Here is a 24,112-nt window from a genome sequence, read left to right on the forward strand (position 1 = left end):
CACGTGGGAGAGCCGCTCGCCGGTTGCGCGATGATCATCACCGCGGACAGGCGCAAACGCGAGTTCGCCTCCGCTCTCGAGCGCCGCGGCGCGACCGTGCATCACGCGCCCGCGCTCAGCACCATCCCGCATCTCGACGACGAGCAGCTCGTCGTCGATTCGCGCGCCCTGATCGCGTCGCCCCCCGACATCGTCGTGGCGACCACCGGCATCGGGTTCCGGGGCTGGATCGAGGCCGCGGACGCTGCCGGAATAGCCGAGGATCTGCTGGACAGCATGCGCGGGGCCAGGCTGATCGCGAGGGGCCCCAAGGCCCGCGGCGCGATCCAGGCCGCAGGGCTCGAGGCGGACTGGGTCGCGGAGTCGGAGACCGCCGCCGAGCTGCAGGAGTACCTGCTCGCCGAGGGGGTCAGCGGCCAGCGCATCGCGGTGCAGCATCACGGCAATGGCGCGGACGGTCTCGACGAGGCCTTCGAATCGGCCGGGGCGGACGTCCAATCGCTGCTGGTGTACGGCTGGGGACCGCCGCTCGACCCGGATGCTCACCATCGCTGGATCGACGCCGCCGCCGCCGGGCAGGCGGATGCCGTGCTGTTCACGTCCGCGCCGGGCTCTCACGCGTGGCTCACCGACGTGCGCCGCGCGGGCCTGCTCGAGCCGATTCGCGCGCTGGTCGCGTCCGGCATGCTGCTGCTCGCGGCCGTCGGTCCCGTCACCGCGGCCCCGCTCGAGGGCGCCGGGCTCGCCACCTGCTACCCGGACCGCTGGCGGCTGGGCGCGCTCGTGCGCGAGCTCGTCAAGCACTACGGGGAGTCGGTCGAGGCGATCCACACCCCCGACGGTCCGCTCGTGATGCGGGCTACGGCGGCGGTGCTGGACGGCAGGGTGCTGCCGCTCACTCCCACCGGGCTGGAGATCCTCCGGGCGCTCGCTCGGGCCGGGGGCAACGTGCTCACGCGTGACCAGCTGGGGGAGCTGCTCCCAGGGGCGCAGGCAGGACCACACGCGGTCGAGGCCGCGATCAACCGACTGCGCGAGAACGCTGGAAGTCGCGCACTTGTCCGCACGGTCGTCAAGCGCGGCTACGCACTGGGGGTGAGCGCCGCATGAGCGCAATTCTGATCGGCTGTGCACACGGCACCCGGGCGGACGAGGGTCAGCGCACGGTGCGCGAACTGCTCGACGCCGTCCGCGAGGCGATGGACATCGAGGTGCGGGGCGCCTACGTCGACGTCCAGGACCCCAAGATCGACGTGGTCATCGAGGGCGTCGAGCCCGGCGATGGCGTCTCCGCGGTCGTCGTGCCGATCCTGCTGGCGGGCGGCTACCACGTGTACGTCGACATCGCCGAGGCCGTCGAGGGGCGCACCGACATTCGATCCACCGGTGCGCTCGGGCCCGACCCGCGCCTGCTGGAGATCGTCCGCGAGCGGCTCGACGACCAGGGTGTGCCGCATGACGCGACCGTGGTGCTGGCCGCGGCCGGCTCGTCCGATCCTCGCTCGCAGGCGGACACCGAGCGGGCCGCGGAGATGCTGCGCGAGCACTGGGACGGCCCCGTGCGCATCGGCTATGCGGCGGGGACCAAGCCGTCCGTCGCCGATGCGGTGGCGTCCGCGCGTGAGAACGGCGAGGATGGCGACGTGGCCGTCGCTTCCTATCTGCTGGCACCGGGGCTCTTCCAGCGCCGCCTGCACGAGGCCGGAGCGGACTTCGTGACGGAGCCGCTCGCTCCGCACCACATCCTGCTCGAGATCATCGCGGACCGTTTCCATGACGCGCTCCGCTCCTGACCCGTACGCACGGCAGCGAGGCCTGTCCGGCTTCGGAAAGGCCGGGCAGCGCGCGCTCGGCGGCGCGTCCGTCGCGATCGTCGGGGTCGGAGGCCTGGGGTGTCCGGTCGCCCAGTACCTCGCCGCCGCCGGCGTGGGCCGCCTCACCCTGATCGATTCCGACCACGTGTCGCTCACGAACCTGCACCGACAGATCCTGTTCGGGCCCGACGACGTGGGCCGCCCCAAGGTCCACGCAGCGGTGCACACGCTGCGCGCGCTGGCGCCGGGGATGGACCTGCGGCCGGTGGTGCGCAGGCTGGACGCCTCCAACGCCGCAGAGCTCCTCGCGGGGCACGACGCGATCGTGGACAGCACCGACAGCTTCTCCTCTCGCCATGCGGTGGCCGACGCCGCCGAGGAACTGGGGATCCCGGTCGCGTGGGGAGCGGTGCAGGGCTGGCACGGACAGGTGACCGTGTTCTCCGGTGCCGCGCGCATGCGCGACCTGTTCCCCGAGGAGCCGCAGGGGTCCATGGACGCGTGCGCGGGAGGCGCGGTGCTGGGAACGCTGTGCGGCCAGGTGGGCGCCGCGATGGCGACCGAGGCCCTCAAGATCGCGAGCGGAGCGGGCACCTCGTTGGCGGGGATTCTCGCGATGGTGGATGCGCGCACAGGGCGGTGGCGGGAGATTCCGCTCGCGCCGTCCGGTCCGCGCGCCCGCACGTCGCCTCGCGCCGATCGCACGGATCGTGAGGCCGCGAGTGCGGGATCTTGAGTCGCACGTGGCGCGCGCGCTCGCGCTCGTCGCCCCGCTGGAGGCGCAGTCGCGACCGCTGTCGCGCGCCCTCGGCCTGACCTCCGTTCGCGATGTCGCCGCGCGCGACGCCAGCCCGCCGTTCGACAACTCGGCCATGGATGGCTACGCGGTCCGCTCGGACGAGGTCCGCGCAGCGACGACGGCATCCCCCGTGCGGTTGCCGGTGGCGGGGGAGACGGCGGCGGGCGCGCCGCCCGCCGAGCTCCGCGCCGGCGCCGCGTGGAGGATCATGACGGGCGCGCCCATGCCGGCGGGGGCCGATGCGGTGGTGCCGGCCGAGTCCACTGATGGCGGCACGGCGTGGGTCGAGATCGCACGAGGGGTCGACGCGGGCCGGCACGTGCGCCGCGCGGGTGAGGACGCCCGCCCCGGGGACGTGATCGTGCGCGCGGGCGAGACCCTCACCGCGGCCCGCCTGGCCGCGCTCGCGGCCGTCGGGGTGTCCGAGGTCGTCGTGGTGAGGCCGGCACGCGTCGCGGTGATCGCCACCGGCGACGAGCTGGTGGACGCAGGCCAGGCGCTCGGTCCGGGGCAGATCCACGATTCGAACTCCGTGCTGCTCGCCGGGCTCGTGCGCGAGGCGGGAGCCGAACCCGTGGTGATGGAACGCGCCAGCGATGCTCCCGAGCAGCTGCTCGAGCGCCTCGCGGCGGCCGACGCCGACCTGATCGTGACGACCGGTGGCGTGAGCGTGGGCGCGTACGACGTGGTGAAGGCCGCGCTGGCCGGCGCGGGGGTGGAGTTCGTGCGCGTCGCGATGCAGCCCGGCAAGCCCCAGGGCCTCGGTGCGGTGCACGGCACGCCCATCGCGTGCCTCCCAGGCAATCCCGTGAGCGTGCTCGTGAGCTTCGCCGTCATCGTGGCGCCGATGCTCGAGCGGCTGCGCGGCGAACCGACTCCCGGTGGCGGGGACCCGGAGACGGCGACCGTCGCGCGCGGCTGGCGCGCCGCGCTGGGAAGGCGGCAGTTCATGCCCGTGCGCTTCACGGGACCCAGGACTGTGGAGCCGGCCACCGCAGGGGGATCCGGTTCGCACCTCATCGCGAGCCTGGCAGCCGCGCAGGCGCTCGCGGACGTGCCGGCCGACGTCGACGACGTGACCGCGGGCGATACCGTGACCCTCGTGAGGTGGAGCCGATGAGCGAATTCACGCATTTGAACGACAGCGGCCATGCCCGCATGGTCGACGTGACGCACAAGCAGCCGACCGTGCGCCGCGCGAGCGCGGAGGCCTTCGTCGCGTGCGCGCCCCCCGTCGTGGCCGCGCTACGAGATGGCTCGGTGCCCAAGGGGGACGTGCTCGCGGTCGCGAGGATCGCCGGCATCGCCGCGGCGAAACGCACCCCCGAGCTGCTTCCGCTCGCCCACGTCATCGGGGTCCACGGGGTCGCGGTGGACGCGACCGTCGAGGACGACGGCGTGCGCATCGTCGCCACGGCCTCGACCGCCGACCGCACCGGGGTCGAGATGGAGGCGCTCACGTCTGCCGCCGTCGCGGCCCTCAACGTGGTCGACATGGTCAAGGGGCTCGACAAGGCGACCTCGATCCGTGACGTCCGGCTGCTGTCCAAGGAGGGCGGCAAGTCCGGCGGCTGGACTCGTCCGTCGTGAGGACGGGCGCGATCGTCCTCACCGGCGGCGGCGCCCGCAGGCTCGGCGGGACCGACAAGGCGTCCGTCGAGGTGGGTGGCTCGACGCTGTTGAGCCATGCCCTCTCAGCCGCCGCATCGTGCGCACCCGTGGTCGTGGTCGGACCGACCGCCGACGCCCCACCCGGCGTGACGTTCGCGCGCGAGGAACCGGCCGGGGGCGGCCCGGTCGCGGGGATCGCGGCTGGGCTGCACGCGCTCGACCTCTCCGGCTTCCACGATGATGTCCCGAGCCATGTGCTCGTGCTGGCATGCGACATGCCGCACGCCCGCGAAGCCGTGCCCGCGCTGATGGCGGCGGTAGCAACGCAGCGTCACGACGACGGCGCATGGGGTGTCGACCCCGCCGGCCGACGGCAGCCGCTGCTCGCCCTGTACCGGCGCGAGTCGTTGAGGAGAGCCCTCGAGGAGCTGGGGGAGCCTCAGGGAGCGTCGATGCGCGCGCTGGCATCGGGACTCACGATGATGGACGTACCCGTGGGTCACGCCGCACGCGACGCGGACACCTGGGACGATGTGTTGGCACTGCGAGAGGAGTGGGCATGAGCCCCAGTCAGATCGAAGCGTGGGTTGCCGCGCTCGCGTCCGAACTCGACATCGACCCAGCAGAGGTGGACGTCGAGCGCCTGCTGGACGTGGCCCGCGACGCGGCCCACTCCGTCACTCGGCCGGCCGCGCCGCTGACCACGTTCCTGGTCGGCTACGCCGCCGGACGCGGGGGCCTCAGCGCCGAGGAGTCGTCGGCCAAGGCGACCGCGCTGGCGCAGCGCTGGGCGCAGGAGATGCCCGGCTGATGGTGACAGTGAGGCTGTTCGCCGCCGCCGCCGAGGCCGCCCGAACCGAGCAGACCGAGGTGGCCGCCGCGACCGTGGGCGAGCTGCGCGACCGCCTGGTCCAGGCGCACGGGGGCGGGCTCGAGCGGGTGCTGCGGCAGTGCGCGATCGTCGTCGCCGGCACTCGCTCCGACGACGACGCGGCGATCGCTCCCGGTGCGACGGTCGACGTGCTGCCGCCCTTCGCCGGCGGCTAGCGAGCCCTCAGGACGGGTAGACGTCCAGCCGAGGGAGCTCGAAGGCGATGGCGTCGCCGGGCGAGACCCCCGCGGCGTCGAGCGGGTCGAGGTCCGCCATGAGCGTTGCTCCGTGCACCCGCACGACGTCGCCGCGCGGCTCGATCGCCCGCACCACGTCGGTCAGGCCGCCGCTGGCGGCGATCCGCACGTCCCGAGGCCGCACCGCCGCCAGCGCGGGCCGTCCCGCCGCCAGCCCGGACGCCAGCGCACGCACGCGATACCCCTCACTGGTCACCAACTGGCCGTCGTCGCCGATGGCGCCACGCACCAGCACCAGTCCCGCCATGCGCGCCGTGAACGCGGTGCGCGGCCGCGACATGACCTGCTCCGTCGGACCGTGCTCCGCGACTGAGCCGGCGGCGAGGACCGCCACGTCGTGGGCGAGCAGACGGGCATCCATGGCGTCGTGAGTGGTCATCACCACGGCGAGGTTCGCCGACACGTCACGCACCAGTGCCCGCAGCCCGGTCGCCGCCTCGATGTCGATGCCCGCGAACGGCTCGTCGAGCAGCAGCACCTCCGGCTTCGAGGCGAGCGCGCGTGCGATCGCCACTCGGCGCTGCTGGCCCGCCGAGAGGTGCGCGGGACGCCGGTCGCGCAGCGAGCCGAGGCCCACCCGCTCAAGCAGGCCCGCCGACTCGGCCCGCGCATCGGCCCGGCCGGCGCCGCGCGAGCGCGGTCCGAATGCCACGTTGTCCAGCACGCTCATGGTGGGGAACAGGTCGTCACCCTGAGTGACCAGGGCGACGCGGCGCTCGCGAGAGGGGATCCACGTCGTGGGGGCACGGTCCAGGTCGTGGAGCACTCGTCCGTCGACGGACACCGCTCCGGAGGAGGGCCGCACCGTGCCCGCGATCGCGGCGAGCACGGTGGACTTGCCCGAGCCATTAGGCCCCAGCAGCGCGAGGGTGCGGCCCGCCTGCGTGGTGACCAGAGCGTCGACTCCGCGGGCCGGCATGCGCACGTGAGCGGTGAGCGTCATCGGGAGCCCTTGGCCAGCGGGCGGTACGCCACCGCGACCACGGTGACCGCGACGGTCACGAGCAGCATCGCGAGCGCGACCGCCGCGTCCGCATCCGTCTCGCGCTGCAGGTAGATCTCGAGCGGCAGGGTGCGCGTGACGCCGGGCAGGCTGCCCGCGAAGGTGAGCGTCGCGCCGAACTCGCCGAGGGCACGCGCGAAGGTGAGCACCACGCCTGTGAGGAGCGCGGGCCGCAGGGCGGGAATGGTGACGCGCCACAGGATCCGCGAACGTCCCGCACCGAGCGTGGCGGCGAGCGACTCGTGGTGTCCCGGGCGCGCCCTGACCGAGGACTCGACGGCGAGCACCATGAAGGGCATCGCGACGAACGTCTGCGCCAGCACCACCGCGGCCGTCGAGAAGGCCAGGTCCACCCCTGCGGCCTCGAGCGGGCCGCCCACCAGCCCGCGCCGGCCGAACGCGTACAGCAGCGCCAGCCCGCCCACCACGGGCGGCAGCACGAGCGGAGCGAGCACCAGGGCGCGCACGGCGGGCTGCAGACGCGACCGCCACGATGCGAGCGCGTAGCCGAGCGGCACGCCCAGCAGCAGGCACAGCACCGTGGACATGGCGGCCGTGCGCAGGCTCAGCGACAGCGCCTGGACGGCGGACGGAGCGGTGAGCAGCTCAGGCAGACGCGCCCAGTCGAGGCGCAGAGCGGTCGCCGCCAGCGGCAGCACCACCAGAGCGGCGGCCGTCAACGCGATGGGCAGCATCCAGCGCGGCATCGGGGTGCTCACGGCAGGCCGAACCCGTGAGACTCGAGCGCCTCGCGGCCCACCTCGGCGAGCACCAGGTCCACGAAGTCCGTGCCGAGATCCGGTGCGCTGCCGGCGCCGGTCACCGCGATCGGGTAGGAGTGGCGGACGGCCTCGGAGCCCGCGATCGCCACCTCCTCGACGAGCGCCGACCGCGCGACGTCGGTGACGTAGACGAGACCCGCATCGGCCTGGCCCGTCGCGACCTTGCCGAGCACGTCCGTCACGGACTTCTCCTCCGATGCGGGCGAGAGCGTGACGCCGGACGCGGCGGCCAGGCGCTTCGCGGCCTCCCCACAGGGCACCTGCTCCGCGCACAGCACCGACACCACGCCGTCGCGCTCCAGGTCAGCGAGCCGCGTGAGCCCCAGCGGGTTGCCGGGCTCCACGACCATCGTCAGCACGTTGGTCGCGAACACGCGTGGGGGCGCTGCCTGGTCGGGGGCGATTGTCTCCATCTGCCTCTCGTTGGCGGAGGCGAACACGTCCGCCGGCGCACCCTCGCGGATGGCGGCGGCCAGCTCCGCCGATCCGCCATGGACCCTGACGAGGTCGGTTCCCGGGTGCATCGCCTCGAACCGGTCCTCGAGCTCGGCGAACACCTCGGTCAGGGAGGCGGCCGCGAACACCGTGACGGTGCGCGGCGACGCCTCGGCCGGGGCGCACCCTGGCAGCCCGCACGCCGCCACGGCCGCGAGCGCGGCGGTGAATGCGGCCGATGCGCGTCTCACCCGATCTCCCCGTCCCGCTTCACGAGGGCGGGGATGGGCACGCCGTCAGCCACCGATCGCGCTCATGGGCCGGTCGGGCTGCAGAAAGCTGGGATCGTCGATGTCGTGACCCGGCTGCTTCAGGCGCAGGCAGGCGGCGATGGCGCCGGCGAGCGCCGCATCGTCCGCGCCGTCCCGCAGGAGCGAGCGGATGTCCGACTCCTGGCGAGCGAACAGGCAGGCGCGGAGCTGCCCATCGGCGGTGAGCCGCACCCGGTCGCAGGTGCCGCAGAATGGCCGGGTGACGGAGGCGATCACTCCCACCGAGGCCGGGCCGCCGTCGACGTCCCACACCTGCGCAGGCGCGGCTCCCCGTCCCGGGCGTTCGGTGAGCGTCCAGTGCGAGGCCAGCGCGGCGAGGATCTCCTCGCCGGTGACCATCTCGTGGCGGTCCCACGTGTGTCCCGCGTCGAGAGGCATCTGCTCGATGAAACGCATCTGGTAGCCGCGATCCACGCAGAACCGGGTGAGGTCCACGATCTCGTCATCGTTGGTGCCGCGCATCGCGACGGCGTTGATCTTGATGGGGGACAGGCCGGCGGCATCGGCGGCAGCGATGCCGGCCAGCGTGTCGGTGAGCCTGTCGCGCCGGGTGAGCTCGTGGAACCGGTCACGCTGCAGCGTGTCGAGGGAGATGTTGACGCGCGCGAGCCCCGCGTCTCGCAGGGGGGCGGCGAGGGCGGGCAGCCGCAGCGCGTTGGTCGTGAGCGACAGCTCCGGGCGACCCGCGGGGCCCTCGAGGCTCGCCAGGCGGTCGACCACGTCGACCACGTCCGCGCGCAGCAGGGGCTCGCCGCCGGTGAGGCGAATCTCCTCGACACCCATCTCGACCGCGACGCGCGCCACCCGCACCAGCTCGTCGGTGCTGAGCATGGTGTCGCTCTTCAGCCACGGCACCCCCTCGGCCGGCATGCAGTACGTGCACCGCAGGGAGCAGCGGTCGGTGAGGCTGATGCGCAGGTCGCGGTGCTCGCGACCGAACCTGTCGGTCAGCCCCGGGTCGGCCATGCGGCCCTCGCGTGCGCCCGTCACCGGATCCCTACCCATGCGTGCGAGCCGTCCGCGAGGATCTCTCGCTTCCACACCGGGAGCTCCGCCTTCACGCGCTCGACGAGGTCGCGACAGGCCTCGAACGCCTGAGCCCGGTGCGGGCTGGCGACGGCCGCGACGATCGCCGCGTCGCCGACGGCGAGCAGGCCGATGCGGTGCGTGACCGCCAGCTCCGCGCCGTCGGGGCAGGAATCGCGGGCGATCCGGGCGAGCACCTCCTGCGCGTCGGGGTGGGCCGAGTATTCGAGGTGGGTCACCATTCCGTCGACGCTCGGGTCGTGGTCGCGCACCTGGCCCAGGAACGTCGCGACCGCGCCGTGGCGAGGGCCGGACACGGCCGCGACATGGGCGTCGAGGCTCAGCGGTGCGGGGCCCACGTGCGCCAGTGACACGGCCATCAGTGGTCGCCGCCGTCGATCTGGGACAGGAGGTGCGCAAGCACGGGGAGCAGCGTCTCGATGCCTTCGCGTGCGCCCGGCTCGGATCCCGGCAGGTTCACGATCACCGCCGGGGCGTGTCCCGCGCTCACGCCGGCGAGCCCGCGGCTGAGGGCGGCCGTGGCCGTGGTGCGCGACCCCGTGGCCCGGAGCAGCTCGGGTATGCCCGGCAGTTCGCGCGCGAGGAACGGCCGCGTCGCCTCGGGCGTGACGTCGCGAGGGTGCACCCCCGTCCCGCCGGCGGTGAGCACGATCCGCGCGCCCGAGGACAGCGCCTGCTCGATCGCGGTGGTGACCGAGTCGCGACCGTCGGGCACCACCCATGCCTCGACTGCGGCGCCGGCAGCGTGGAGGGCATCGGCGACTGCGGGCCCCGCGGTGTCCTCGGCCTCCCCGGCCGAGCGCCGGTCCGAGACCGTGATGACCGCCGCAGACGCGCCAGTCAAGGTTCGCCCAGCACGCGCATCGGTCATGGTGTGGCCCGCCTTCTGAATCGCCGTCAGATCAGTCTAGGCAGGACGGCGTTTCCGGCACGTTGCGGCGGGCGCGCGGCGCCCGGCCGTCGGCCGTGATGAGGGACTGTCGGGCGTCGACTCGCTCGCGGGAGAGCCGGTGGCGACCATGATCACGTGGACGGGCCGGACTCGATCGCCAGGGGGCGGTCGACACACTGGTGAACACCCAAGGAAACCCATACGCAACCAACGCGGGCTACCGTGGGGTCATGACCGATGCTCCTGCTCACACCCCCTGGACCGGGTACGCGCCGTCCGCAGCCTGGGACGAGGCCATGGACGTGGACGGTCGGGTCCGCGAGCCGTACGCCCGCGTGTACGCGGAGATCGACCGGATGTCCGGCGACGATCTGGTCTCCCGCGCCGAGGCGCTGGCGAACACGTATCTCGCGCAGGGGGTGACGTTCGATCACGCGGGCGAGGAGCGGCCGTTCCCGCTCGACATCGTGCCCCGCGTGATCGGCAGCGACGAGTGGGACATCATCTCGCCGGGGGTCTCCCAGCGCGTGAAGGCGCTCGAGGCATTCCTCTCCGACGTCTACGGCTCCCAGCACTGCGTCACGGACGGCATCGTGCCGAGGCGCCTCATCGCGACGTCGCCGCACTTCTACCGCAAGGTCGCGGGCGTCGAGCCCGCCAACGGGGTCCGAGTGCATGTGTCCGGAATCGACCTGGTGCGGGACCAGCACGGCATCTGGCGCGTGCTCGAGGACAACGTCCGGGTCCCGTCCGGCGTCAGCTACGTGCTGTCCAACCGGCGCGCGATGTCGCAGATGTTCCCCGAGATGTTCGGCGCAATGGGCATCCGGCCGGTGCTGGAGTACTCGCGCCGGCTGCGGGCGTCGCTCGCCAAGTCCGCCCCCGAGGGCGTCGACGACCCGACGATCGTGGTGCTGACCCCCGGTGTGTACAACTCCGCGTACTACGAGCACTCGCTGCTGGCCCGCACGATGGGCGTCGAGCTGGTCGAGGGGCGAGACCTCGAGACCACGAACGGCCGCGTGTACATGCGCACCACCGCAGGACGCCGCCGGGTCGACGTCATCTACCGGCGGGTCGACGACGACTTCCTCGACCCGGTCGCCTTCCGCTCCGACAGCGCGCTCGGCGCGCCGGGCCTGGTGACCGCGGCGCGGTTGGGCAACGTGACCATCGCCAACGCGATCGGCAACGGCGTCGCCGACGACAAGCTGATGTACACCTACATGCCCGACCTCATTCGGTACTACCTGAACGAAGAGCCGATCCTCCCGAACGTCGACACGTGGCGTCTCGAGGAGGCCGATGCGAGGGAAGAGGTCCTGGACCGCCTCGACGAGCTCGTGGTCAAGCCCGTGGACGGCGCCGGCGGCAAGGGCGTGACGATCGGCCCGCGCGCTTCCCGAGAGGAGCTCGCACAGGTCCGTGCTCAGATCCTGCGCGACCCGCGCGGATGGATCGCGCAGCCCGTGGTGCAGCTCTCGACGGTGCCGACGCTGACCGATGGCGGCCTGGAGCCGCGTCACGTGGACCTGCGGCCGTTCGCCATCAACGACGGCGAGGACGTGTGGGTGCTCCCGGGTGGGCTCACCCGGGTCGCGCTCGCTCGCGGTCAGCTCATCGTGAACTCCTCGCAGGGAGGCGGCTCCAAGGACACGTGGGTGCTCGGTGGCGTGCGTCATCGCGGCTCCTCGCAGGGGCCCGCCGAGTCGAGGGTCGAACTGAGCGGCATGGCCTCGGTGCCGCAGGCGGCCCATCCCGACGACAACGTCGCGGGCCAGCAAGCTCAGCAGCAACAGCAACAGCAGCAGCGGGTTCAAGGGAGCGAGTCATGCTGAGCCGCATCGCGGAGTCGCTGTTCTGGATCGGTCGTTACGTGGAGCGCGCCGACAACACCGCGCGCCTGCTCGACGTGCACCTGAACGTGCTGCTCGAGGACCCGTGGGTCGACGAGCCGAGCGCCAACGCGTCGCTGCTGTCGGTGATGAACATTCCGCACGACGACCAGGTGAACCGTGACGACGTCCTGCGCAAGCTCGCGTTCGACCTCGGCAGCTCCGCCTCGATCGCTGGCACCCTCACCGCGGCCCGGGAGAACGCTCGTCGCGCGCGAGAGGTCATCAGCACCGAGGTCTGGGAGGCGCTGAACACCACCCGCATGGGCCTGCCGCGGTGGACCCGCGCCTCTCGCCCTCACGAGTACTTCGTGTGGGTGCGGGAGCGGGCTGCCATCGTGTGGGGACTGTCGTCGGCGACCACCTCACGTGACGACGCGTGGCACTTCATGGAGCTGGGCAGGTCGCTCGAGCGCGCCGACATGATCGCGCGGCTGCTGATGACCCGCAGCCTCGAGGGCACCACGGGACCCAACTGGACCACGCTGCTGCGGACCTGTTCCGCTCACGAGGCGTACCTGCGCACCGTGCGCGCCCTTGTGACGGAGGAGCGCGCCGCCGAGTTCCTGTTGATCGACCGGCTGTTCCCCCGTTCGATCGCGTACAACCTTGACCGAGCCGAGTCGATCCTCACCGAGATCGAGGGCTCGGAGTCCAATCGCGTGCTCGCGGGCAGGGCGCGGCTCGCGCTCGGCCGCGCCCGCACCAATCTCGAGTACAGCCCGGTGCGCGACATCCTCGACGACCTCGTGCCGCAGATGCACGAGGTCCAGCGAGCGTGTGCGACGGCGTCGGACCTGATTCGGGATCGCTACTTCCTGCCGGCCGCGACGGTCGCCTGGAACCAGGAGGCATTGTGACCCAGCTCAAGATCGAGCACCGCACGCACTTCCGCTACGGCAAGGACGTCCAGTCCTCGTACAACGAGGCCCGGCTGACCCCCGCGTGGCTGCCTCGCCAGCGTGTGCTCGACTCGAAGGTCGACATCTCACCAGTGTCGTGGCGCACCGGGTTTCGCGACTACTGGGAGTGCGACGTCACGGCGTTCGAGGTGCTCCAGCCGCACCGGACCCTCACGGTCCTGTCCTCGTCCCTGGTGGAGATCGTGCCGCAGCCCGTGAGGGCCGAGCGGGCGGACTGGGACACCCTCCATGGCCCCAGATTCCAGGATCTGCTGTGCGAGTACCTCGATCACTCCGTGATGACCCAGCCGCCCGAGGAGCTCGCCGACTTCGCCGCGGAGGCCGCGGGCAGGCTGTCGCCGGATGACACCGCCCGTGCCATCTCCGACCACCTGTACAGCGAGATGCGGTACGTGCCGGGTGCGACGAATGTCCACACCGCCGCATCGGACGCGTGGCAGGCGCGTTCGGGCGTGTGCCAGGACCTTGCCCAGCTCGCGGCGGGCGCGCTGCGCAGCGTGGGCATCCCCGCGCGATACGTGTCCGGATACCTCCACCCCAAGCGCGACGCCGAGATCGGCGAGACCGTCAACGGCGAGTCGCACGCGTGGATCGAGTGGTGGACGGGGGAGTGGACGGGCTTCGACCCGACCAATGACCGCGAGGTGGGCGATCACCACGTGATCGTCGGCCGCGCCCGCGAGTACGCCGACATCCCGCCCCTCACTGGCGTGGTCGCAGGCAGCACCGAGCATCTCGATGTCACCGTGTCGGTGACGCAGGTCGCCTGAGGCCCCGCGAGGTGCCCACCCGGTAGCCTGATCCGGTGACTCCCCGCACCGATATCGCCGTCATCGTCACGACCCATCGTGAGGGCCGGTTGATGATCCCCACCATGCGGGGGCTCGCCCGCACCCTCGCCCACGCGCGCGACGCCGGCCTGGCAGTCGAGGTGGTGGTGGTTCGCGACCGGTCCGACGTGCGGACCGTCGATCAGGTCGACGAGGTGGTGGCGGACGGGGTGCTCGGCGATGCCGTCACGGTGCGCGTCCTGGACGTCGACCACGGCGACCTGGGGCTGTCGCGCAACGCCGGGATAGCGGCGTCCTCCGCGCCCGTGGTCGGAGTGCTCGATGCCGACAACCTGCCGTCGGAGAACTGGCTGGCGGCGGGCGCGGCCGTGCTCGACGCCGCGAGCGAGCCCAGCATCGTTCATCCCCAGCGGATCCTGAAGTTCGGCGATGACCTCGCAGTGTGGCCGCTCATGAGCACGACCGACCGGCGGTTCCATCCGGGACTGCTGGCATGGTTCAACATGTGGGATGCGTTCGCCCTCATGCACCGGGAGGTGGTGCTTGCGCACCCCTACCGGGAGTGCCGCCCGGACTCCGGGTTCGGTCCCGAGGACTGGGCCTTCAACTGCGACACCGTGGCCGCCGGCGTCCCTCACCTGATCGCCCCCGAGACCACGCTGTACTACCACGCCCGCGACCACGGCTCGCTGGCTCATGCGCACGGCGGCTCGCTTGCTCCCCAGAGCGCCCTGCTGAGAGACAAGGCGGTGGCTCGCGAGGAGGTGGCGCGCCTTGCGCCCCGGGTGCAGATGTCTCCCGAGGCCGCCGCCGCTCCCGGCCCGTTGCCCGTGCGTGCGGTGCGCCGAGCGGCGCGTCTTGCGCGCCGGGTCGTGGGAAGGGTCGGCCGGGAGCTGCGGGCAGGCGGCGAGTCCGCCGAGCCCCTGGAGGTGCCGGCCGAGCTGCGAGCGCTTACCGCGCACGAGATCAACGACTGGCACAACGCCCACCTCCTCCAGCCCCTGCTGCGCACTCCCGTCACGCGTCACCTGGTCAAGTACCGCACCGTGGGCGCCGACTACGACGACCTCTCGGTGCCCGACCGCTTCGCGTACTGGTCCGCGATCGACCAGCTGCCTGCCGAGGTCGACTTCCTCGCCGTGGCGCTGTGGGTGCGCACGGGCGGTGGTGACCGCATGACGCTCGAGCACCTGCACGCCGTGCGTCGGCTCCGGCCGGAGGCGACTGTCGCGCTCATCACCACCGAGCCCGACGCGTCGGAGCACCTGGCGGAGGTGCCGAGCGGAGTCACCGTTGTCGAGCTCGGGCGGTTCGGCCTGTGGCCGCAGTTCACCGAGCAGGTGCTCGCGATGGTGTGCGCGCAGCTGCGGCCCGAGACGATTCACGTCAACAACTCCGTGGCGGGCTTCTGGGCGGTCGAGCGCTTCGGTCGCCAGATCGCGCGGCACAGCCGCATCTACCTGCAGACATTCTGCGTCGACAGGTACGACGACGAGTCCGAATGGTCGTTCCTGTACAACCGGTCCCGCGACTTCTTCGACCACGTCACTGGCATCCTCACCGACAGCCAGGCCTTCGTCGACCAGGTCGTGATGGTACAGGGGGTGCCGCGCGAACTGTTCACCGTCTTCACCGTGGTGGACACCGACGCGCTCGCCCCCGCTCTCGCGGCCCGTCCGGAGCCATCGCGCGCGGAGAGCGCACCGGTCCGGCTCCTGTGGGCCGGGAGGTTCGACCTGCAGAAGCGGCTCGACCGCGTCGCCGACATCTCGGAGGAGCTGCACGAGCGCCAGGCCCCGGTCGAGATCGTGATCAGGGGCCGGCCGGTCATCGAGACGGACGAGCAGTGGCGCGAGCACCTGGCGCGGGCAGCCGCCGGCGTCGCGGTGGTCGAGGAGCCGTTCGATGGCGGCTTCCTGAACGCGCATCCCGAGCAGTTCGATGCGCTGCTCCTGACCTCGGACTACGAGGGAATCGCCATGGTGGTGCTCGAGGCGATGGCGAGCGGCCTGCCGGTCATCGCGCCGATGGTCGGTGGCATGTCCGAGATGATCGACGACGAGGTCGCCTACCCCGTGGATCCGGCGTCCGGCATCGACGGGTATCTCGCGGCGATCGACGCCTTGCGTGCGGATCCGGCGCAGGCGCAGGCGCGGGCGGCCGCGGCTCACGAGCGGGTGGTGCGCCGCGCGTCGAGGGCCGCCTTCGACGCGCTGCTCGAAGGCCTCCCCGCGTACCTGCCGCGCAGCACGGGGCACGGCGCGTGGGCAAGCACCGCGATGCGGTACTACGCCTCGCCCGAGACCGCCGCCGCCTTGTCCGAGCGCGGAGCCGGGGTGGTGGTGTACACCGGCTCCAACGGCCACTCCAACTTCGGCGACATTTTGCAGACCAAGAACATCCTCGCCTCATGGCGGGCCCGCGAGAGCCACCCCGTCACCCTCATCATGCCCGGCCATGCGGCGCTGCCCGCGGGCCGCGCCTCTCAGCTCGAGGCCTGGTATCCCGCCGATGCGCTGGTGTTCGCGACGACTCGGCCTCACGACTTGCGCACCTCGGGCCTGATCGAGGTCGCGCTGCCGAGCGACGGCCGCCTGCTTCACGTCGTCGGCGGGGGCTACCTCAACGAGAGATGGGGAGGAGAGCACTTCCCCGTGATCGACGCGGTCGGTCACGATGCCGGGCGCGCGCCGATCCTGTTCACGGGCCTGCAGATCGATGCGCCCGCCCTGCCGGGCTTCACGGAGCTTGCACGCCATCACCGGATCATTCAGGTGGGCCTGCGGGATCACGTGTCCTTTGAGCTCGCCAAGGGGGCGCTCGACATGCCCGTCGAGTTCACCTTTGACGACCTCACCGAGATCTTCCAAGACTGGGCGAAAGCGACGGATGGCCACACCCGCTCCCCGGGACCGGCCCGGGTCGCGGTGCACATGAACACCTCGGACTACGCCGGCGGCGCGAGCGCGCTGGCGATGTGGAGGGGGGTGCTCGACGAGGTGGTCGGCGCGATGCCCGGCTGCGAACTCGTCCTGCTGCACGCGTACGACGACCCGCGCCCCGAGGTCCGCGACACGCTGGACACCGTCACTGCGCTTGCGGAGGATCTTCCCTTCGCGCGCTATCGCGTGATCGACATCGCCAAGGCGTCGCTCGAGTACCGGTTCGGCACGGGTCTGCCGGCCGAGCTCGAGGGCGTGCTGGACGTGGACGTGGTGCTGTCCTCGTCGTACCACACGGCCCTGTTCGGCGCCCTGATGGGCAAGCCCGCCTACCTGATGGGGGCCAGCGACTACTTCCGTCAGAAGGCGCAACTGTTCCGCCTTCCGGCGCTGGCGGACTTCCTCGCGGACCCGCAGGCGCATCGGCTGGACATCCCCGCCGAGCTCGAGGCGCGGCGGGCGTGGCTGCGGGAGCTCGACGAGCTCGCTGGCCGGCTCGGGGGCCGCTGACCTCAGCCCGTGTACTCGAAGTGCCAGGGTTCGGGCTTGCTGCCCGACGGCCGTGCCCAGGTGGGCAGCACCCAGTTGTAGCCGGCGAGCTGCTGACGCAGCCACAGGTACGCGGAGCCCTGGTAGCCGCCGGGCAGTCGCGATCCGCCGATGTCGACGGCGGCCGCCCACCCGTGGTTCGAGGTGCCCGGCGTCGCGGCGAGGTAGCCGTAGAGCTCCTTCGCCCGCACCTGGGCGTCGTAGTCCCGGTACGTGTCGTTGACGGGGATGTTGATGCCGTAGCGGTTGCGGAAGGCGAGGTTGAGCCGCTCGAGGTCTTCCGCGGCCTGGCACAGGAGGATCTCGGAGCTGTCCCACGACAGCGCACACAGGTGCGACTCCGGGATGCGGCCGTTGGAATACGTCGAGCGAGCCTGTGTGATCGCCGCTCCGCCGGTGCCGATCAGGTAGTAGCCGGAGGCCCACGCCCGGTCGCCGCCGATGAGGACCTCGATCCAACCGTCGGCGGACACCGCTCCTGTGGTGTTCAGCGCGGAGTCTCTCGTGCGCCTGGTGACGACCGGGTGCGAGGTCGACGGGCCCGATCGGATGTTGAGCGTGTCCGCACCGTAGACGTACATCACCGAGTGCCGCAGCAGCGGTGTGGACTTGTCCGTCGGCGTGAACGCCACGCCCATGCTGTCGAGCCGCTGGACGAAGGCTGCCATCGCGTCGCGGGTGATCGTCGCGCGGGGGCGGAACTCCGGGCCGTTCGCGGTCTGCCACCCGTTGGCGGCGCCGGTGGCCTCGAGCCACACCATGGCCTCGTAGAACGGGGAGGTGGGGGAGACGTCGATGAACGGAGAGCTGCCCGGCAGGCTCACCCTCGGGGAGCCGGCGTATCGGTACAGGAAGGCCGCCATCGCCTCGCGGGTGATGGGGGTGAAGGGACGGTATGCGCTGCCGCCCGAGACCTTCCAACCCGTCGAGATGCCCGCATCCGCGGCCCACGTGATCTCGGAGTAGAACTCGGTCGAGGTGGGGAGGATGTCCACGAAGGGTGACCGCGCCGGCGGGACGTGGGCGGGGGAGGCCGCGAATCGGTAGAGGAACGCCGCCATCGCGTCCCGCGACACGTTCGAATAGGGGCGGAACTCGCGCAAACCGTCGGAGCGCAGCCAGCCCTCGCTGAGGCCGGACTCGGCCAGCCACGCGATCTCGGCCGCGAACTCGGAGTACTTGGCGTCGCCGACACGGCTCGAGACGTCGACGAACTGAATTCGGGGTCCCGCTGAGGCCGTGATGCCGAAGTCGGTGGACGGTGCGTCAGTGGCGGCGTCGGGATCGTCAGCGGGCGGGGCCTCGCCGGACGGCAGCTCCTGGGGGAGCGGGGAAGGTGAGCTCGGAGCCGGCGACGGCGCGGGGCTGGTCGCCGGAGTCGGGCTGGTCGTGGGCGACGGAGACGCGGTGGTGGTGGTAGCGGGAGCCGCCGCCGGCTCATCCGTCGCGGACAGCGTGGAAGTGGGCGTGCTGGAGGGCGCGGGCGACGTGGTCGAACCCGGCGACTCGACCTGTGCCTGAGCGGGCGTGACGAGGAGGGCGAGGGCTGCGCCCAGCGCTACCACCGTCGCGGTGCGCGTCGCGACGATTCGCGTGCCATGGCTGCGTGTGTGAATGCGCGGGCCTCCCTTTGAGTTGCACGTGCCGCGCGCGAGCTGCGCACGGTGTCCCTCCGGGATGATCGGCAAACGCGGGAGCTGAGTAAACAGTCGTGTGGGGTATGCCACTCACGACGTCTCGCTGCGTGCACATGGGTGAGGCCCCGGGAGAGCGAATGCTCCCGGGGCCCCACCTGGCGCTGCGCTGTGGTGTCAGTCCTCGAGAGGCCCGTACAGCGTCGGCGTGGTGCGCACCGCGGTCGACTGCTCGAACGCGTATGCGAGGCCCAGGATCGTTCCCTCGGCGAAGTCGCGGCCCAGGAACTCAAGTCCTGCGCCGCCGCCGGCGCGATCGCCCTCGGCCTCGACGGTCATCGGCACGGTGACCGACGGCATGCCCGTGTTGGGGCTCAGCCGCATGTTGCGGCTGTAGGTCCCGTAGACCACCGTCGACGGGTACACGAGCGAGTCGAGGTCATGCTCGTCGAACATGTCGTGGAGCAGTTCCTTGCCCGCCGCCAACTGGAGCGTGTGTGAACCCTCCGGTCCGGCCCACTCCTGGTATGTCTCGTCGGTCACGTTGTTGCGGCCCTCGTAGACGCGCTCGCGGAACGTCACGTAGTTGTCCGTCGCCAGCATGTCGGTCAGCGAGCGGATCTCGACCTCGGGTGCCAGGTAGGCCTCGATGTACTCGTTCAGATCGTGCTTGAACTCGTTGGTGCTGCCGCTGCCCTCTTCCAGCACTGCGGTGAAGGCCTCTGGTGGGGTGATCTCGATCACCGTGGCGCCCTCGGCCTCCATGGCCGCGACTGCCGAGTCCCACCCGGCCATCACGGTCGTGTTGGACGACGGGAGCATCGACGGAACATAGCCGATGCGGGCGCCGTCCAGTGCGCCCTCGTCGAGGTACGCGGTGTAGGACTCGGGAACGAGCCCCTCCTGGTTCGCGGTGACCGGGTCGTTCTCGTCGATCCCGGTCAGGGCGTCCATCGACACCGCCGCGTCGACCACGCTGCGAGTCAGCGGACCACCCGTGTCCTGTGTGAGGGCGAGCGGGATGATGCCGTCCCGGCTGGACAGTCCCACTGTGGGCCGCACGCCCACCAGCTGGTTGTACGACGCGGGCACGCGGATCGATCCGCCGGTGTCGGTGCCGAGGGCGATGCCCACGAGGTTCGCCGCGACGGACGCCGCGCTTCCACCCGACGACCCTCCCGCCGTGAACGAGGTGTTGTATGGGCTCGCGATCGGAGTGAACTCTCCGGGCTCCTGGTAGGCGCTGAACACCGAGCTGAACCCGTAGGCGAACTCGTCGAGGCTCGCCTTGGCGAGGATCACGGCGCCGGCGTCGCGAAGGCCCTCGACCATGAAGGCGTCGTCCTCGGTCCAGTTGTCGTCCCAGCACGAGCAGCCGCCCGTGGTGGGCATGTCGGACGTGTTGTAGTTGTCCTTGAGCGCGATGGGCACGCCGAGCAGCATGCTCGTCATTCCGTCGGACTCGCGGGTGGCGTCAGCCTGGGCCGCGGCGTCGAGCGCGACCGAGCTGGTCGAGATGATCGAGTGGAGCGGGCGCCCGCCGTCAGCCGTGTCGATGGTGACGGTGTCGTAGGCAGAGATGCGGTCCAGGTACTCCTGGGTGATCTCCACCGACGAGGTCACCCCGGCGTTCATCGCGGCCTGCATGTCGAGCACGCTGGCTTCGACGATCTCGAACTCGCCGTCGTCGTAGATCATGCGCTGCGAAACGGCCGCGAGGTCCGTGACCGTGAGGACTCCGTCGCCGTCCACGTTAGCGACCGAGACCGAATCCCACGATGGGGAGTCGCTCGTGGCTCCGAGGTTGGCGGCCACGATCTCGAGGTCCGCGGTCGAGACCTGACGATCTCCAGTCACGTCGAGCTCGGTGTAGTACGGGGAGAGGAAGGCTGCGGGGGCCTCGCCGGGTGCGGCCGATGCGACGGCCGGCATGGCCAGCGTGGCGGCGAGCGCTCCGGCACCCACGGCCGTGAGGGTACGACGGGACTTCATAGACGTTCTCCTGCTGAATGAGTGGTCGAGGGGCGCTGTGGCGGTCATCGGGTCATCACCGACTTGCGCACGACGAGCGTGATGCCGAGTGCGAGGGCGATCGCGGCAGCGATGATCAGGCCCGCGGGCGAGGCTCCGGTGTCGGACAGGCTGTCGGCTCCCGGTCCGTCGACCGTCACGGCCTCGTCGTCGCCGGTGCTTGGCCCGCTGTCGGAGACGGGATCCGCATCGGTCCCGCCATCGGTGCCGCCGTCGGTCCCGCCATCGGTGCCGCCGTCGGTCCCGCCATCGGTGCCGCCGTCGGTGCCGCCGTCAGGTCCCGACCCGTCGTCTTCGGGGGTGATCTCGGTGTCGACTACGACATCGGCATCCACCGTCAGTTCCTCGGTGTCGGCTCCCACGAGGGTGAGTGAGTCGATCGAGAACTCCGCGGATCCGCCGTCGAGCGCCACGAAGTCGGCCGTGAACAGCACGAGGTCGCCCTCGAGCGACGGGGAGCTGCCAAGCCGGGTGTGGGTGAACGTGACCGCATCGGCCGTGGTGGAGGACGAGGAGAACCCGCCCTCCGGCCCGGCGGCGCTGTCATCGACGTAGTCGACGACAGCGGGGTCGAAGGTCAGCGCGGCCGAGTAGGCGAACACGTCCTCCGCCGCGGGCAGAGCGAGGGTCACGGAGAAGGTGTCCCCTTCGTCGACGGAGGCGGGCGCCCCGAGGGTCGGCGTGCTCGCGGCGGGCGCGGCGTGTGCAGCGCCTCCCGCGGCGATCATGCTGACGGCGATGAGGCCGCTCAGTACTGACATCCGTCGCGTGCGCGACGACATGGATGGTGAATGCATCGAGGTCATGCTCCTTGTTGAGTGGTGAGCTCCCGACGCGGAGTGCCACCGGCGCGTCTGAAGCGTGGACGCCGGCGTCGTGAGCACGTTAAGCAATCTCTGTTTCGAGAATGATGCGGTGCGTTTCCACTGTGTGTCGGGCTGACTCCGTGCCGGATCGGTCGCCTCGTTCACGCCGATAGAATCGCCGGGTGACTTCCGCGAGCCCCGAGACCGACGAACACCGCTACGACTTCCGCGCGATCGAGGAGCGGTGGCTGCCCGAGTGGCGCCGCACCCAGCCGTTCCGCGCGCCGGGCGCCGAGGATGACCGCCCCACCAAGTACGTGCTCGACATGTTCCCGTACCCGTCCGGCGACCTTCACATGGGGCATGCCGAGGCGTATGCGCTGGGCGACGTCATCGCGCGGTACTGGTTCCAGCGAGGGTTCAACGTGATGCATCCCATCGGGTGGGACTCGTTCGGCCTGCCCGCCGAGAACGCCGCCATCACCCGCGGTCTCGACCCGCGGGGCTGGACCGAGGACAACATCGCCCAGCAGCGCACCTCGATGGAGCGCTATGCGTGCTCGTTCGACTGGGACCGGGTGCTCGCGACTCACCGCCCTGACTACTACCAGTGGAACCAGTGGATCTTCACGCGCATGTACGAGCGCGGGCTGGCCTACCGCAAGCCGAGCCTCGTGAACTGGTGCCCCAAGGACCAGACGGTGCTGGCCAACGAGCAGGTGGTCCAGGGCCTGTGCGAGCGCTGCGACACCCCCGTGACCAAGAAGAAGCTCACGCAGTGGTACTTCAAGATCACCGACTATGCGGACCGCCTGCTGGACGACCTCGACACCCTGCAGGACACGTGGCCGTCCAAGGTGATCGCGATGCAGCGCAACTGGATCGGCCGGTCTGCCGGTGCGGATGTGTCCTTCCGGATCGAGGGGCGCGACGAGCCCGTCGACATCTACACCACCCGTCCCGACACTCTCCACGGCGCGACCTTCATGGTCGTGGCCGCAGACTCCGATCTTGCCGCCGAGCTCGCCGAGGGCGCCAATGCGGGGGTCAGGCAGGAATTCGAGGCGTACGTCGAGGGCGTGCGCGGCTCGAGCGATATCGACCGGCTCAGCACCGAACGGCCCAAGTCCGGCGTGTTCCTTGAGCGCTATGCGATCAATCCCGTCAACGGCGAGCGGCTGCCCATCTGGGCATCGGACTACGTGCTGGCCGACTACGGTCACGGCGCGATCATGGCGGTGCCCGCACACGACCAGCGCGACCTCGACTTCGCTCGCGCCTTCTCCCTGCCGGTCCGCGCCGTCCTCGACTGCCGTGACGACAGCGGCGAGTCTCTGCCCGATCCGGCAGAATCCGGCCTCGCGACCACCGGTAACGGAACGCTGATCAATTCCGGCGACCTGGATGGGCTGGCGAAGGAAGACGCCATATCCGCGATCACGGAGCGACTGGAGGCCGAGGGCCTGGGTCACGCGTCCAAGAACTATCGACTGCGCGACTGGCTCATCTCGCGCCAGCGCTACTGGGGCACCCCCATTCCGATCGTCCACTGCGACGCGTGCGGCGAGGTCCCGGTGCCCGATGACCAGCTGCCCGTCGAGCTGCCGCCCACCGAGGGGCTGGACCTCAAGCCCAAGGGCACGTCGCCCCTGGGCGCCGCCACCGACTGGGTCACGACGACGTGCCCGCGCTGTGACGGGCCCGCCATGCGCGACACGGACACCATGGATACGTTCGTCGACTCCTCCTGGTACTTTCTGCGGTTCCTGTCGCCTGGCAAGACTGACGGCCCGTTCGACCCCGCCGACGCCTCGCGCTGGGCGCCCGTCGACCAGTACGTGGGCGGCGTCACCCACGCGATCCTCCATCTGCTCTACGCCCGCTTCTTCACCAAGGCCCTGCACGACATGGGTCTCGTCGACTTCGAGGAGCCCTTCAGTGCACTGCTGAATCAAGGCATGGTGCAGATGGACGGTTCTGCCATGTCGAAGAGCCGAGGCAACCTGGTGCGCCTGAGCGAGCAGCTGGACGAGTTCGGGGTCGACGCCATCCGCCTCACGATGTCGTTCGCGGGGCCGCCCGAGGACGACATCGACTGGGCCGACGTCTCGCCCGCCGGCAGCGCGAAGTTCCTCGCGCGAGCGTGGCGACTGGCGCGCGACGTGCAGTCCGAGCCCGGCGCCGATCCGGCCTCCGGCGATGCGGCGCTGCGTGCCATCACGCATCGCACCCTCCACGACTGCGCGACGCTCGTCGAGGGGTTCCGCTTCAACGTGGTCGTCGCGCGCGTGATGGAACTCGTGAACGCGACCCGCAAGGCCATCGACTCGGGACCCGGAGCCGCAGACCCCGCGGTGCGTGAGGCGGCCGAGTCGGTCGCGATCCTTCTGAGCCTGTTCTCCCCGTACTGTGCGGAGGACATGTGGTCGATGCTCGGTCACGACAACGTCGCCCACGCCGGATGGCCGGCGGTGGACGAGTCGCTGCTGGTCGAGGAGACTGTGACGGCCGTCGTCCAGGTCAAGGGCAAGGTGCGTGATCGACTCGAGGTCGCGCCTGACGTCACCGAGGACGACCTCAGGGCCGCCGCGCTCGCGTCCCCGGCCGTCCAGCGTGCGCTCGACGGCGCCGAGATCCGCACCGTGATCGTGCGCGCGCCCAAGCTCGTCAACATCGTTCCGATGTGATCCGCGCCGGC

Annotated in this window: 22 protein-coding genes; 13 read left to right on the top strand and 9 right to left on the bottom strand. The window is 71.2% G+C overall.

Annotated features, from left to right (window positions below):
* Positions 1 to 3 precede the first annotated feature (3 nt).
* The 8 genes from ACNI14_RS11490 to ACNI14_RS11525 are packed head-to-tail and all read left to right on the top strand — an operon-like array spanning position 4 to position 5,271.
* Positions 4 to 1,110 carry a uroporphyrinogen-III synthase gene (locus ACNI14_RS11490; RefSeq protein ID WP_420520182.1) on the top strand — a complete coding sequence of 369 codons (1,107 nt, stop codon included), beginning with the start codon at positions 4 to 6 and terminating at the stop codon, positions 1,108 to 1,110.
* Positions 1,107 to 1,793, top strand: a complete 687-nt coding sequence (locus ACNI14_RS11495; protein WP_420520183.1) for a sirohydrochlorin chelatase — start codon at positions 1,107 to 1,109, stop codon at positions 1,791 to 1,793. The genes ACNI14_RS11490 and ACNI14_RS11495 overlap by 4 nt, the downstream gene beginning before the upstream one ends.
* Entirely contained in the window at positions 1,774 to 2,550 is a 777-nt protein-coding gene (locus ACNI14_RS11500) for a HesA/MoeB/ThiF family protein (RefSeq protein WP_420520184.1), read from the top strand. The genes ACNI14_RS11495 and ACNI14_RS11500 overlap by 20 nt, the downstream gene beginning before the upstream one ends.
* Positions 2,537 to 3,733, top strand: coding sequence for a molybdopterin molybdotransferase MoeA (locus tag ACNI14_RS11505; protein WP_420520185.1), 1,197 nt, complete (start codon positions 2,537 to 2,539; stop codon positions 3,731 to 3,733). The genes ACNI14_RS11500 and ACNI14_RS11505 overlap by 14 nt, the downstream gene beginning before the upstream one ends.
* Positions 3,730 to 4,203 carry a cyclic pyranopterin monophosphate synthase MoaC gene (moaC, locus tag ACNI14_RS11510; RefSeq protein WP_420520186.1) on the top strand — a complete coding sequence of 158 codons (474 nt, stop codon included), beginning with the start codon at positions 3,730 to 3,732 and terminating at the stop codon, positions 4,201 to 4,203. Before ACNI14_RS11505 ends, moaC begins: the two co-directional genes overlap by 4 nt.
* Positions 4,200 to 4,787: a molybdenum cofactor guanylyltransferase gene (mobA, locus tag ACNI14_RS11515; protein ID WP_420520187.1), complete on the top strand. Its 588-nt coding sequence runs from the start codon at positions 4,200 to 4,202 to the stop codon at positions 4,785 to 4,787. Before moaC ends, mobA begins: the two co-directional genes overlap by 4 nt.
* On the top strand, positions 4,784 to 5,035 hold the full coding sequence (locus ACNI14_RS11520) for a DUF6457 domain-containing protein (protein WP_420520188.1): 252 nt from the start codon (positions 4,784 to 4,786) through the stop codon (positions 5,033 to 5,035). The genes mobA and ACNI14_RS11520 overlap by 4 nt, the downstream gene beginning before the upstream one ends.
* Complete coding sequence (locus ACNI14_RS11525; RefSeq protein WP_420520189.1) at positions 5,035 to 5,271, top strand: MoaD/ThiS family protein; 237 nt, start codon at positions 5,035 to 5,037, stop codon at positions 5,269 to 5,271. Before ACNI14_RS11520 ends, ACNI14_RS11525 begins: the two co-directional genes overlap by 1 nt.
* Before the next feature lie 7 nt (positions 5,272 to 5,278).
* Here ACNI14_RS11525 and ACNI14_RS11530 read toward each other — a convergent pair whose 3' ends face one another.
* The 6 genes from ACNI14_RS11530 to ACNI14_RS11555 are packed head-to-tail and all read right to left on the bottom strand — an operon-like array spanning position 5,279 to position 9,795.
* Complete coding sequence (locus ACNI14_RS11530; RefSeq protein WP_420520190.1) at positions 5,279 to 6,295, bottom strand: ABC transporter ATP-binding protein; 1,017 nt, start codon at positions 6,293 to 6,295, stop codon at positions 5,279 to 5,281.
* Positions 6,292 to 7,062, bottom strand: coding sequence for an ABC transporter permease (locus ACNI14_RS11535; protein WP_420520338.1), 771 nt, complete (start codon positions 7,060 to 7,062; stop codon positions 6,292 to 6,294). The genes ACNI14_RS11530 and ACNI14_RS11535 overlap by 4 nt, the downstream gene beginning before the upstream one ends.
* Positions 7,063 to 7,070: 8 nt before the next feature.
* Positions 7,071 to 7,823, bottom strand: coding sequence for a molybdate ABC transporter substrate-binding protein (modA, locus tag ACNI14_RS11540; protein WP_420520191.1), 753 nt, complete (start codon positions 7,821 to 7,823; stop codon positions 7,071 to 7,073).
* 45 nt (positions 7,824 to 7,868) lie between these two features.
* Positions 7,869 to 8,909, bottom strand: a complete 1,041-nt coding sequence (gene moaA, locus ACNI14_RS11545; RefSeq protein WP_420520192.1) for a GTP 3',8-cyclase MoaA — start codon at positions 8,907 to 8,909, stop codon at positions 7,869 to 7,871.
* On the bottom strand, positions 8,891 to 9,310 hold the full coding sequence (locus ACNI14_RS11550; protein WP_420520193.1) for a molybdenum cofactor biosynthesis protein MoaE: 420 nt from the start codon (positions 9,308 to 9,310) through the stop codon (positions 8,891 to 8,893). Before ACNI14_RS11550 ends, moaA begins: the two co-directional genes overlap by 19 nt.
* Positions 9,310 to 9,795: a MogA/MoaB family molybdenum cofactor biosynthesis protein gene (locus ACNI14_RS11555; protein ID WP_420520194.1), complete on the bottom strand. Its 486-nt coding sequence runs from the start codon at positions 9,793 to 9,795 to the stop codon at positions 9,310 to 9,312. Before ACNI14_RS11555 ends, ACNI14_RS11550 begins: the two co-directional genes overlap by 1 nt.
* Positions 9,796 to 10,073: 278 nt before the next feature.
* Between ACNI14_RS11555 and ACNI14_RS11560 the strand changes: the two genes are divergently transcribed.
* Genes ACNI14_RS11560 through ACNI14_RS11575 form a run of 4 tightly spaced genes read left to right on the top strand, consistent with a single transcriptional unit; the run spans position 10,074 to position 16,904 of the window.
* On the top strand, positions 10,074 to 11,681 hold the full coding sequence (locus ACNI14_RS11560) for a circularly permuted type 2 ATP-grasp protein (protein ID WP_420520195.1): 1,608 nt from the start codon (positions 10,074 to 10,076) through the stop codon (positions 11,679 to 11,681).
* Positions 11,675 to 12,598 carry an alpha-E domain-containing protein gene (locus ACNI14_RS11565; RefSeq protein WP_420520196.1) on the top strand — a complete coding sequence of 308 codons (924 nt, stop codon included), beginning with the start codon at positions 11,675 to 11,677 and terminating at the stop codon, positions 12,596 to 12,598. The genes ACNI14_RS11560 and ACNI14_RS11565 overlap by 7 nt, the downstream gene beginning before the upstream one ends.
* Complete coding sequence (locus tag ACNI14_RS11570) at positions 12,595 to 13,431, top strand: transglutaminase family protein (RefSeq protein WP_420520197.1); 837 nt, start codon at positions 12,595 to 12,597, stop codon at positions 13,429 to 13,431. The genes ACNI14_RS11565 and ACNI14_RS11570 overlap by 4 nt, the downstream gene beginning before the upstream one ends.
* Before the next feature lie 35 nt (positions 13,432 to 13,466).
* Positions 13,467 to 16,904, top strand: coding sequence for a glycosyltransferase (locus ACNI14_RS11575; protein ID WP_420520198.1), 3,438 nt, complete (start codon positions 13,467 to 13,469; stop codon positions 16,902 to 16,904).
* Between the two features lie 2 nt (positions 16,905 to 16,906).
* Here the strand turns inward: ACNI14_RS11575 and ACNI14_RS11580 are convergent, their stop codons facing one another.
* The 3 genes from ACNI14_RS11580 to ACNI14_RS11590 all read right to left on the bottom strand — a co-directional run bounded on the left by ACNI14_RS11580 (position 16,907) and on the right by ACNI14_RS11590 (position 21,405).
* Complete coding sequence (locus ACNI14_RS11580) at positions 16,907 to 18,631, bottom strand: D-alanyl-D-alanine carboxypeptidase family protein (protein ID WP_420520199.1); 1,725 nt, start codon at positions 18,629 to 18,631, stop codon at positions 16,907 to 16,909.
* Positions 18,632 to 18,754: 123 nt separating this feature from the next.
* Positions 18,755 to 20,569, bottom strand: a complete 1,815-nt coding sequence (locus tag ACNI14_RS11585; RefSeq protein ID WP_420520200.1) for an amidase family protein — start codon at positions 20,567 to 20,569, stop codon at positions 18,755 to 18,757.
* 44 nt (positions 20,570 to 20,613) lie between these two features.
* Complete coding sequence (locus ACNI14_RS11590) at positions 20,614 to 21,405, bottom strand: cohesin domain-containing protein (RefSeq protein ID WP_420520201.1); 792 nt, start codon at positions 21,403 to 21,405, stop codon at positions 20,614 to 20,616.
* A gap of 191 nt (positions 21,406 to 21,596) precedes the next feature.
* On the opposite strand from ACNI14_RS11590, the gene leuS reads away from it, so the two are divergent.
* Complete coding sequence (leuS, locus tag ACNI14_RS11595) at positions 21,597 to 24,101, top strand: leucine--tRNA ligase (RefSeq protein ID WP_420520202.1); 2,505 nt, start codon at positions 21,597 to 21,599, stop codon at positions 24,099 to 24,101.
* The last annotated feature ends 11 nt before the right edge of the window (positions 24,102 to 24,112 follow it).

This window comes from Demequina pilifera (genome assembly GCF_048814985.1).
Lineage (GTDB): Bacteria > Actinomycetota > Actinomycetes > Actinomycetales > Demequinaceae > Demequina.